Origin of the sequence: Lysinibacillus sp. NPDC094177, assembly GCF_050279145.1 — a bacterium.
Taxonomy (GTDB): domain Bacteria; phylum Bacillota; class Bacilli; order Bacillales_A; family Planococcaceae; genus Lysinibacillus.
Genome location: NZ_JBNNTW010000007.1, coordinates 1 through 11,200, shown reverse-complemented (window position 1 = coordinate 11,200; position 11,200 = coordinate 1). Strand labels below are relative to the sequence as shown.

The 11,200-nt window shown below is 36.0% G+C and carries 15 protein-coding genes; 5 read left to right on the top strand and 10 right to left on the bottom strand.

Annotated elements, in window-relative coordinates; translation table 11 throughout:
* Positions 1-83: 83 nt before the first annotated feature.
* A complete protein-coding gene (locus ACQKNC_RS12925; RefSeq protein WP_427425243.1) occupies positions 84-743 on the bottom strand; it encodes an HAD family hydrolase in 660 nt (219 codons plus the stop codon).
* Positions 744-880: 137 nt separating this feature from the next.
* Between ACQKNC_RS12925 and ACQKNC_RS12920 the strand changes: the two genes are divergently transcribed.
* A complete protein-coding gene (locus ACQKNC_RS12920; RefSeq protein ID WP_427425242.1) occupies positions 881-1,228 on the top strand; it encodes a hypothetical protein in 348 nt (115 codons plus the stop codon).
* A 28-nt stretch (positions 1,229-1,256) separates the two neighbouring features.
* Here ACQKNC_RS12920 and tkt read toward each other — a convergent pair whose 3' ends face one another.
* Entirely contained in the window at positions 1,257-3,251 is a 1,995-nt protein-coding gene (gene tkt / locus ACQKNC_RS12915) for a transketolase (protein ID WP_427425241.1), read from the bottom strand.
* 296 nt (positions 3,252-3,547) lie between these two features.
* A complete protein-coding gene (locus ACQKNC_RS12910; RefSeq protein ID WP_427425240.1) occupies positions 3,548-3,781 on the bottom strand; it encodes a DUF896 domain-containing protein in 234 nt (77 codons plus the stop codon).
* 207 nt (positions 3,782-3,988) lie between these two features.
* On the opposite strand from ACQKNC_RS12910, the gene ACQKNC_RS12905 reads away from it, so the two are divergent.
* Together ACQKNC_RS12905 and ACQKNC_RS12900 are read left to right on the top strand one after the other, a co-directional pair.
* Complete coding sequence (locus tag ACQKNC_RS12905; RefSeq protein ID WP_427425239.1) at positions 3,989-4,510, top strand: GNAT family N-acetyltransferase; 522 nt, start codon at positions 3,989-3,991, stop codon at positions 4,508-4,510.
* A 64-nt stretch (positions 4,511-4,574) separates the two neighbouring features.
* Complete coding sequence (locus ACQKNC_RS12900; protein ID WP_427425238.1) at positions 4,575-5,114, top strand: DJ-1/PfpI family protein; 540 nt, start codon at positions 4,575-4,577, stop codon at positions 5,112-5,114.
* Positions 5,115-5,426: 312 nt separating this feature from the next.
* On the opposite strand, the gene ACQKNC_RS12895 is transcribed toward ACQKNC_RS12900, so the two are convergent.
* Both ACQKNC_RS12895 and yneA read right to left on the bottom strand, forming a co-directional pair.
* Positions 5,427-6,092: a YneB family resolvase-like protein gene (locus ACQKNC_RS12895; RefSeq protein WP_427425237.1), complete on the bottom strand. Its 666-nt coding sequence runs from the start codon at positions 6,090-6,092 to the stop codon at positions 5,427-5,429.
* Entirely contained in the window at positions 6,089-6,403 is a 315-nt protein-coding gene (gene yneA, locus ACQKNC_RS12890; protein ID WP_427425236.1) for a cell division suppressor protein YneA, read from the bottom strand. Before yneA ends, ACQKNC_RS12895 begins: the two co-directional genes overlap by 4 nt.
* 163 nt (positions 6,404-6,566) lie before the next feature.
* On the opposite strand from yneA, the gene lexA reads away from it, so the two are divergent.
* Positions 6,567-7,184, top strand: a complete 618-nt coding sequence (gene lexA / locus ACQKNC_RS12885; protein WP_427425235.1) for a transcriptional repressor LexA — start codon at positions 6,567-6,569, stop codon at positions 7,182-7,184.
* A gap of 279 nt (positions 7,185-7,463) precedes the next feature.
* Here the strand turns inward: lexA and ACQKNC_RS12880 are convergent, their stop codons facing one another.
* From ACQKNC_RS12880 to ACQKNC_RS12860, 5 genes are all read right to left on the bottom strand, one after another.
* A complete protein-coding gene (locus tag ACQKNC_RS12880; protein ID WP_427425234.1) occupies positions 7,464-8,090 on the bottom strand; it encodes a hypothetical protein in 627 nt (208 codons plus the stop codon).
* Positions 8,091-8,254: 164 nt separating this feature from the next.
* Complete coding sequence (locus ACQKNC_RS12875) at positions 8,255-8,977, bottom strand: gamma-glutamyl-gamma-aminobutyrate hydrolase family protein (protein WP_427425233.1); 723 nt, start codon at positions 8,975-8,977, stop codon at positions 8,255-8,257.
* A 100-nt stretch (positions 8,978-9,077) separates the two neighbouring features.
* Positions 9,078-9,830, bottom strand: a complete 753-nt coding sequence (locus tag ACQKNC_RS12870) for a prepilin peptidase (protein WP_427425232.1) — start codon at positions 9,828-9,830, stop codon at positions 9,078-9,080.
* Between the two features lie 60 nt (positions 9,831-9,890).
* Positions 9,891-10,115 (bottom strand): hypothetical protein, encoded by a 225-nt coding sequence (locus ACQKNC_RS12865; protein WP_427425231.1) that lies wholly within the window; start codon positions 10,113-10,115, stop codon positions 9,891-9,893.
* Positions 10,116-10,141: 26 nt separating this feature from the next.
* Positions 10,142-10,408: a hypothetical protein gene (locus tag ACQKNC_RS12860; RefSeq protein WP_427425230.1), complete on the bottom strand. Its 267-nt coding sequence runs from the start codon at positions 10,406-10,408 to the stop codon at positions 10,142-10,144.
* A gap of 158 nt (positions 10,409-10,566) precedes the next feature.
* Between ACQKNC_RS12860 and ACQKNC_RS12855 the strand changes: the two genes are divergently transcribed.
* The coding region (locus ACQKNC_RS12855) for an alpha/beta hydrolase (protein WP_427425229.1) at positions 10,567-11,200 on the top strand (634 nt) is incomplete at its 3' end.

Here is an 11,200-nt window from a genome sequence, read left to right as displayed (position 1 = left end):
ATTTCCAACCTTTTATCAGCGATTCTATCTGTTTTCCCCCAAAAATACGAAACTGCATTTTCCCAATGTAGTTTCGTATTTTTTTAACCTAATCTATTAAAAAGTTCTTGCAGCTCATTTACACTGTTCACTATGTATGTTGCTTGTGCATCCGTTAATTCTTCAAGCGAACCATATCCATAAGTAACGCCTATAGAATCAATCTGATTTTCATGTGCTCCAACAATATCGTATTTACGATCCCCAATCATAATATATTGATCGATATTCACTTCATTAAAATGTTCGCGTACAAATGCGATAACTTCTCCTTTTGCTGAACGTGTACCATCTAAATTGCTCCCTGCGACAAGGTCAAAAAAATGTTCAAGTTTGAAATATTGTAGTATTTGTTCTGCAAATACAGTTGGCTTCGATGTAGCTATTGCTAACTGATATCCTTCCTTCTGTAAATATTCTAATAATGAGGATATATTTTGATATAATTTATTCTCATACATGCCAAATTGGATAAAACGTTCACGGTAATAGGCAATCGCTTGCTGTATTTGATCATCATTCAATCCATATATTTCTCGAAATGATACATGCAATGGAGGCCCAATCAACGTTTCAAGCTTATCAAAATCTTCTTCAACTATACCCATTTTCTGCAAAGCATATTGAACAGATTTCGTTATCCCTATTTTAGGATCAGATATTGTACCGTCTAAATCAAATAAAACTACGCTATACTTTTTCATTACTAGCTCTCCTTTTAATTTCTAGTTCTATGTCTACTCTATTATTGTATACAAAACGGAAATTAATACCAGGTAAATTCCTCAATCAAAGAAACCTTTTATTACCAAAATCGTTATAGTTTTTAAGGAGGGGTTGCATGGATACTCGATTTACTTATAAGCATTTCGTAAATGAAAATACGTTTTCACTTCTTGATCCGATTTTTGAAGCCACCCTACTTTTTGCTGTTTTGCTACTCATTATCGTGATTATAAAAAAAGTATCAATTTGGTTTTGTTTACTTTTTGCAAGCCTATCAGTAATTATCACAGGTCAACTTCTTTGGTTTAGTGGTATTATTGCTGATGAGCTAAATATAGAAGGAAGTACCAAGGGCTTTTACTGTTTTGTAGCAATGCTTTTAGTTCATTGTGCAGCTGTTTGGATTTCTTTAGCGAAGTCCTCTAAACATGAAAAAATACCGCAGTACTCAGAGGAGATTTAACCCACTGAGTATTGCGGTATTTTATTAATTATAGAGCTTTTACCTTCGCTACAACATTTTCTACTGTGAATCCGTATTTTTCCATTACTAATTCACCTGGTGCAGAAGCGCCGAATTTGTCAATTGCAAGAACGTCCCCTTCAAAACCAGTGTATTTATGCCAGCCGAATGATGCGCCCATTTCGATTGCAAGACGTTTTGTTACAGCTTTTGGCAGAACAGATTCTTTGTAAGCTGCGTCTTGTTTTTCGAAGCGATCCATAGATGGCATTGAAACAACTGCCACGTCCATGCCATCAGCTTTTAAAGCTTTTTGTGCTTCGATTGCAAGTGAAACCTCAGAGCCCGTTGCAATTAAAATTGCATCTGCCACTTCTTTTGTAGCAGGAGACACTGTATAAGCACCTTTAGCAACACCTTCACGTACTGTATCAATAGACGCGTCAAGCACAGGTAAGTTTTGACGAGATAATACTAAAACAGTTGGTGTTTTTTCAGATGCTACTGCAAGCTCCCATGCAACTGCTGATTCATTTGCATCAGCTGGGCGAACAACAGATAAATTTGGCATTGCACGTAAAGATGAAAGGTGTTCGATTGGTTCATGTGTTGGACCATCTTCCCCTACAGCGATTGAGTCATGTGTAAATACATAAGTAACAGGAAGACCCATTAGTGCAGAAAGACGTACAGCTGGACGAACATAGTCAGAGAATACGAAGAATGTACCACCGAATACGTTAAGACCACCGTGAAGTGCCATACCGTTCATAGCAGCACCCATTGCAAACTCACGTACACCGAACCAAATATTACGGCCAGCATAATCGTCTGCTGAGAAATCTCCAGCGTCTTTCATCGTAGTTTTATTTGAGCCAGCAAGGTCAGCTGAACCACCGAAGAATGATGGTGTTTTCTTCGCAATTGCATTGATTGCATCTCCAGAAGAAGAACGAGTAGCTACTGATTTACCTACTTCATAAACTGGTAATTCTGAAGCGAAATCCTCTGGTAATTGACCGTTCATTGCATTTTCAAATTGTGCTGCTAATTCTGGGAACTCTTGTTTATATGCTTCAAACTTAGCATTCCAAGCTTCTTCAGGTTGTGCCCCTTGAATTTTTGCAGCTTCTGCAAATGTATCATATGCTTCAGCAGGAATTTGGAATGGCTCGTGTGTCCATTCATAAGCTGCTTTTGTTAAAACGACCTCATCTTGACCAAGTGGTGCACCGTGTGAAGCAGCTTTACCTGATTTGTTTGGTGAACCAAAACCGATAACAGTTTTCACTTCGATAAGTGTTGGCTTGCCAGTTGATTTTTTAGCTTCTTCGATTGCTACGTTAATTGCTTCAACATCTGTACCATCAGCAACTTTTAAATAGTTCCAACCATAAGATTCAAAACGCTTTTGTACATTTTCTGAGAATGATTTTTCTAAATCACCATCTAAAGAAATATCGTTAGAATCGTATAACACGATTAACTTCTCAAGCTTTAAGTGACCAGCTAAGGAAATAGCTTCAGCTGCTACACCTTCCATTAAATCGCCATCACCACAAAGTGCGAATGTATAGTGATCAACGATGTCATGACCTGGTTTATTGTAAGTAGCTGCTAAATGACGTTCAGCCATTGCCATACCAACTGTCATAGCAATACCTTGACCTAGAGGACCTGTTGTTGCCTCTACCCCAACAGTATGACCATATTCAGGATGTCCTGGAGTTAATGAATCCCATTGACGGAAGTTTTGGATTTCTTCCATTGGTAAGCCGTAGCCACCAAGATGAAGTAGGCTGTATAAAAGCATTGAGCCATGGCCTGCAGAAAGGACAAAACGATCACGGTTATACCATTTTGGATTAGCCGGATTATGGCGAAGTTGTTTTGTCCAAAGCGTATAAGCCATTGGAGCTGCCCCCATCGGTAAACCTGGGTGACCTGAGTTTGCTTTTTCAATTGCATCGATTGACAATGTTCGGATAGCATTAATCGCTAGTTGATCCGCATGTTGAGTCATTATTTTGTGACATCCTTTCTCGTCCTATATATTGTTCTTTTACAGTTTAGTAAACATTGCTTCAGAAAACAATGCTTTTGTTATACTATTAACGTTTTGTTACATACTTTATCTTTATTCAGTAAAAAAATTTATTTAAAATATAATATTTTCACAGCAATGAACTGTATATGACTAACTGAATAAAGAAAATGCCTCCGGCGAATATCAGTGATTTTAAAAGGAATTAACTGTGCCGCACAATTAAAAATCCAGACGCAATTACGCCGAGGCGTAATTGATTTAAATGTGTCACATTAATTGAGAAATTTATTTTTTTTCGCTTGTTTTACTTTTTCAGGTGTTACATCATTTCCTTCAGCATCTACCACTTTTACGTTTTCAATTGTTTCACGCATCGTTGATCTAAATGTATCTAGATATTCCTTGCGAAGCGCTGTTTGTTCCTTAGCTTCTGCATCTGTTAATGTACCACTTTTAGCCTTAGCAGAAAGTTCATTAATTCGGTTAATTTTTTCCTTTGATAACATAGTTACACACCTTTCAGTACATATCTTAATGAATATGGTATGCAAAGTATAGCATGATTTCCCTTAAAATGCAGTTATACCAACCTTTCTTTCATTCTTATGTTTTTGAAATAAATACCATAAAATGCATGACTTTAAAAAATTACAAGTGTATAACTAATTTATAGGGTTCCAAAACAACAATCGATTTATGCTTGGGGGAATGAAATGTTTATCAAAACGAAAAGACTATTAATTAGAGAATTTGAGGTTCAAGATTGGCAAGCTGTCTGGAAATATACTTCAAATCCAAATGTGATGAAGTATATTCCAGAGGGCGTTTTTAATGAAGAGGATGCAAAAAAGTTTGTTTCAGAAAATAGCAGGGAAAAAGCAAACTACTTTCCAATTATTTTACTAAGCGAAAATATTGTAATTGGTCATATTGTTTTCCATCAATATTTTGGTGACCATACGTATGAAATTGGTTGGGTATTGAATCCGAACTATTACAATAATGGATACGCCTCTGAAGCAGCAAGAGCTATACTAGACTACGGATTTAATGATATGAAACTTCATAGAATTATTGCAACGTGCCAGCCAGAAAATATCCCATCCTATCGAGTGATGGAGAAAATCGGCATGAGACGTGAGGGTTATTTTAAAAAATGTATACCAAATGGAGATGAGTGGTGGGATGAATACTACTATGCTGTCTTAGATGAGGAATGGGTATTCAGGGATTGATAATATCTACTTTACTACCATGTTGATTTCCAAATCTTCGTTTTAAAATAGAGGAGAGAATTATATGAAAAAGACCGCTGTATTATTGTATCCCCAATTTAGTGAATATGAATTGAGTGTAGCATTATCTATATTAATGCAAGGAAATAAGCCCCTTGTAACTATTGGATTAAACAGTGAAAAAATTAAAGGAGAATCTGGTTTATCATGTATAGCCGATAAACAATTAAATGAAGTTAATCTTGATGAAATCGATAGCCTGATATTACCAGGGTGTATGGATATAGCTTTAATAATAAATGAACAAGAATTAATAGATTTTATTAGTACTGTGAATGCCAAGGGGGCAATCATTGCAAGCATATCTAGCTCTCCATCTCTTTTAGCGATAGCTGGAGTATTAAAAAACAAAAAGTATACTGTAGGATTGTCACCAGAAGGTATGCAGAAGTTAGGTTTCTTCGATCTTAGTCATTTTTCTGAAGATTTAGTTGTCCAAGATGGGAATATAATAACTGCAAGAGGTAGAGGTTTTATACAATTTGGCATTGCTGTGGGTAAAGCCCTACACCTCTCTTTTGATGAAAATTGGTATCGAGAATAACGAATTAGCTCTAATTAATATTAAAACTTAGTTATAGGTGATATAAATGTTTTTCAATATTATATAGAATTTATGAGGAGAGGAGTAGAAATCGCTACTTCTCTTATTTTTTCATTTTCTACTGGATACGGTTCTATATCCATGCAACATGGTAAATGGATTTTAGTTATTCATTCTATCCCTCACTTTCGACGTTCTATCCGTCATTTTGACGATCCTATCCATCACTTCGCCGTTTCTATCCTTCACCTTGGGAGCTTAAAGCTTTAAAAAAAAATCAGCGGGACGATAAAACTCCCACTGATTAAAACTTCATTTCATTTCGCTTCCTTCTTGATGTTCCCGATATCTCCTATGGACAGTAGCTTTGCTTACATTAAAGCCTAGACCTCTTAGAGTCATGGCAATTTCCTCAAAGGTGAAGCCTCGATTGCGTAGGTTGATAATTTCTTCTACAGGAACATCCTTACGTTCTTGACCGTTTGGATTTCCACGGTTGGATAAATTGTTTTCTGGGCGATATCCATTTTCTACGGCACGACGCATTCCACGACGTATTTTAGCATTATGAATTCTACGTTGGTACTCCTCTACAATCGCTAAAATTTCTAGGAGCATCGTATCCATTTCGTTTAATTGTAATGGTCCCTCGTCTCGCATAGAAAAAACATCAGTTTCGGTTTTCTGCAATAAATGCAACACTGCCATTCGAGCATTTCCACGTCCTAAGCGTGTTTCATCTTGCACAAATAATGCTGTTATTTCTTTTTCTTTTATGAAATCGAGCATTTCTAGTAAACCTTCACGTTCCACATCATAGCCGCTATGCTTGTCATTAAAAACACGCTTGACTTCGTAGCCCTGTTCTTTAGCATAGCGCATCAACTCCTCCTGCTGACGCTCTAATGAGGAACTTTGTGTCTCTTTTTCTGTACTCACACGGCAATAGACAACAGCCGATTGTTGATTATTAATCATTTTTCGTTTCTCGCAATTTCAATTGAATTTATAGGATTGGTTTGGTCACCCACTACCGGGATCACTAGGGATTCACCTGCAATAATTTGTACGTTCGTTAATTCATTTTCTGTTTTTACAAGCTGAATCCATTCATCCGATTTCATTTTACCACGGTATTGTTCGGCTAACGACCATAAGCTATCTCCATGTGCAATTTCAATTTCTGTGTACGTAACATCGCCTGGATCTGTAATAAAAAGGTATGCTGCAAATAGTAGACAAGCCCCTAATAAAGTTGTAATATGTGGATTTTTCTTTAACCAATTCATGTTTAAAACCCCTTTTCTAGAATGTTTGTTCGGAATATATGTTCTCATAATAATGCGAACAAACGTTTTTGTCAAACACTTTTCGAACCTATGTTTGCTTAAGTGTTCGCATTCTGTTATACTACTAATAAGTAGAATGATTAGAAAAAAGAGGTGAGCAATCATGAAAAAAGTTTCGAAAAGACAAGAGGCCATATTAGAGTTCATTAAAGAAGAGGTGCGTGCAAAAGGGTATCCACCATCTGTACGTGAGATTGGTGAAGCTGTTGGACTTGCTTCAAGCTCAACAGTTCATGGTCATTTAGCTCGTTTAGAGCAAAAAGGCTTGATTCGACGCGATCCAACTAAACCACGTGCCATTGAAATTCTAGAGCCAGAGGATTCTATTCAAAAGCAACATGTTATACATGTCCCACTTGTTGGTAAGGTTACTGCAGGTTCTCCGATAACTGCTATTGAAAATATCGATGAATATTTTCCACTACCAGATATTTATGGTACAAGTGAAGATCAGTTATTTATGCTAGAAATTATGGGTGAATCAATGATTGAAGCTGGTATTTTTGACGGAGATTTAGTTATTGTTAAACAAAAAGCAACTGCTGATAATGGGGATATTGTCGTGGCAATGACTGAAGAGGATGAAGCAACTGTAAAGCGTTTCTTTAAGGAAAAAAATCATTTTCGTTTACAGCCTGAAAACGCAACAATGGAGCCAATTATCGTAGACCAAGTTTCTATTTTAGGGCAAGTTGTAGGTCTTTATCGCCGTGTACACTAAAAGTTATCTCAATATTAAATTATAAAAAGAGGATATTATGTTCACAGAGGAGCATATACCTCTTTTTCTCATATTCTTTTAGCTTTATTGTACAGAATTAAAAAAGAATCCACTTTATATGGATTCCTTACACACAAGAAATGAATTTAGTTAATTTAAACGTTTTCGACTAGAGTTTTTCCGATATGAAGTCGTTATCATATTGATGCCTTTAGCTTGCGCTCCCCTACTGGCTCGCTCCAAGGAGTCGCCTCATCCTCAATTTTTAATGATAAGCCTTTAAAACATCGAATTTGCAATTTCAAGTAAATCTTGCACTGTAAAATTTTCTGTTATTTCACTTACTATACTAATTGAATATTTTAAACTGTCATGAACAAAAATCAGTTGATTTACGTTCGGCTGATACAATGCTTTTATTCCATTTTTTAAGGTGTAAATATTTTCACCCTCTGCTGCCTTTAAATTCTCTTCATCGGGTTCAACTCTCACTTGTAACAATCCTTGTGAGTTTACATTTTGATACCTTATTAGGAGAATATCATTGTTTATACTTCCTTTTACATGCGTAATGTCAAAAGGAAATTGGGATACCGTCAGGATATTCACTATATACTTTTTCATATATTCCTTAATAATTTTCGATTCATTCATAAATGGATTGTAACCATCGTAAACAACACGAATATCTGTAACTTTTTCTTGATTAAAAGTAATTTCCCATATAAACGCTATTCTTTCAGGCATATTTTCTCCATCGTTAAAATAAGCCAAGGCTACTCTAACATTCTCTTTAGGTGAAGGTAAGCCTGAAAAACCACTAATTGGCGTCTCTTCTCTTATTTCTGGAATTGTAACATTTGAAGATATATAAGTTTTTAGTTGTTCTTCCTCTTTTTTGGACATCGCAATCAGAAATTTACTTACTAAGTCATCGTCATAATGTCCGGCTTTTACATGTTGAATTGAAAATATAACAGTAAAAAAGCCAGCACTACCAACTCTATTTTTTTCATGTTTATCACCAAGGTTATTTTGTCCTTGATAAAAAATTCTATGCTTCTAAAGTTTCATGCCTCTACCTTGAACTTCAAGCTTGCCTGTACAAATGAAGTAAATAATCTCTTTGATACTTCATCTCCAGCAATGGCTAGCTCTTCGGGATGCCACTGTACTGCTAAACAAAATGGTAGATCTTCGTGAACTACCGCTTCAACGATACCATCACTTGATTTTGCTACCACTTTCAATTTTTCTGCTACTACGTTTATTGCCTGATGATGAAATGAATTCACAGCAATTTTTTCTTCTTCAATAATCGTTTTTAATAATGTATTAGGTGTTAGATTAACATGATGTGTAGTAACGCCTCGGGCCGCTTGTTGCATGTGCTTTATTAATTTTCGACTATGGTACTCGCTTTCAATATCCTGATAGACTGTGCCTCCAAACGCAGCATTTAGTATTTGGAGCCCTCGACAGATTCCGAGAATTGGCATTTTCCGTATACTGGCCGATTTGATTAACGCAAGCTCAACCGAATCCCTTTCTGGATGAACCTTCCCTAATTTTGGATGAGGTTCTGCATCAAAGTGGAATGGATGTACATCATAGCCACCGGATAGTAATAACCCGTCCGTCAATGATAAAATTTGCGATATATCCTTTTCCACGCCAAGCGGAATTATAAGTGGAACACCACCAGCTTCAATTATACTTTTGCTATACGCAGCATTTAATCTTGAGGACAAATCATCCTCTGCAAAAGCCGTAATACCGATAATTGGTTTCATCTTAACCCCTCCATGATCTACAAGATTTATCCCGCAATAAACTACCTGTAAAGCCCGGTTAGTGAAGACTATTAATCATTGAAGGACCCCGACTGATTAATTACCAAAATCCTAGATACCAATTCATCAACGCATCCCCATGGAAATAGACTATAATAGCTGCTAGAGCAATTGATGGTCCGAATGGTATAGGAGTTTTTCTTCCCTGGCCGCTTACTTTTAGCACAACTATCCCAACAATCATGCCAATCACGGCGGCTATAAATAGCGTCAGAAGTGCATGTATTGTCCCGAGTACGAGACCAAGTAAAAAGAATAATTTAATATCACCTCCACCCATTCCACCTCTTGATAGGACAGCTATACAATATAATATGCCAAAACCTACGATAGCACCTACTATACTATCCCACCACGGAGACAAAGGGGATATCACGCGTCCAAAAACTAGCAATGGTAAAAAGAATAATAGTATCTTATCTGGAATAAGCATATACGCAAAATCCGATACAACAATAATGACTAATAATGAAATTAATAATAGCGCTACAAAAAATTCTGCACTAAAGCCTAATTTCCAATAAGAAAATGCAAATAATACACCTGTTATAAGTTCCATCAATGGATAAATCCAAGAAATTTTTTGTCCACAGCTACGGCATTTTCCACCTAAAAATAAATAAGACAAAACAGGCACCAAATCAAGCGCCGTCAACTGTCTTTTACAAGAAGTGCAATGCGAGGGTGGACGCACAATGGACTCCTTCATAGGCACACGTAAGCCAACTACATTAAAAAATGAGCCTAGTACGAGCCCAAAAATAAATACTGTAATTGTATAAGCAATTCCCATTTTTATGTCCTCCTATACTAATTGACGCCCATACATTTGAAGTATGCGCGCTTTTGTCCTTCATAATAGAATGTTGTTATTTGTATAGTAGCTTTTAAAGTCAAATCGGCGTCCTTCTCTAATTGTTCCACGTGTCCCTGTTACTTCTTCAGTCTCAGCTAAATCTAAAACAACCTTTTCAATCGCTCTTGTTTCCAGTAGCTTTTGTCTCATCACTAAAAGATTTGAGGTAGATACTCCTTGCTTTTCATCTAACTTAACTAGTTGTTGTTGAAGTTGCTTCACATCGCTTTCTTTCGATTAGACTTCATTCATTTTAGGTAATATAAAGCAAATAAAATAGCAGCTATTAAAGCTATTAATAGCATAATAGCTGCTATTTTACTACTTGTTAGCTTATTCACGAGCGCTACATCCTGTAGTTTCCCAGTCCATTTCACTACCTGTTCTTTTATAATTTCAAAAAGTGCTACCTCATCAATAATTGTCGCATTTTCAACGATGCCCGCCGCAAGAGGATATTCATATCCCTCCCACTGACTAGGGTCTAATCCTTTCGCCAGTAATCGGAGATGCAAATAAATTAATTAAAGAAAATAAGTTATTAGAAAAATATTAAAGGCTGTTTTCTTAAAGATTGTTGCTATTGAACTAACGGTGCAGGTTAGTGGAAGAAGGGATATTGTAAAAATGTGTAGAAATAAACAAATATAAATAATTCTAAACAGGGGGTATTATGAAGGATATTAGTTTATGTGTTAAAGAGTTTGATGTCCATTATTACGAATTAGGAAAGAACACTAAACCCACAATAGTCTGTTTACACGGACTTGGAAATAGTGGGGCAGTCTTTTCCGAGTTAGCTGAATACCTGGAAGATGATTTTCATATTTTGTCGTTTGATAATCCGGGTCACGGAGGCACATCTCCTTTTGTAAATGAAGATGGTTATCTATTTTCAAGTCTTGCAAAATGGTATAACGATGTATTCGAACAAGTCTTAAAAGAACCCTTTTATATTTTAGGCCATTCTTGGGGAGCTGATATAGCATTACACTATGCTAAAATGTACCCTAAAAAAATTAAAGGGGTTATCTTAATTGATGGTGGCTATACGTTTCCAGATTTCCAAGAAGATATGACTTTTTCTAAAGTATATAATGGGTGGAATGATTATATGGAGCATTCCTCGGTTTTTGACACTTGGACTGATGTAATCGGGGAGTACCAACAATATACTGACCGATGGAATGAAAAAATTGAACAAATGGTTCAAACACTTTTTTATAAAAGAGAAAAATATGAACTTATTAATTCAAAGTTTACTGTATTATCTATTATTAAAGCATTTTTTAGAGAAAGTTTTACAA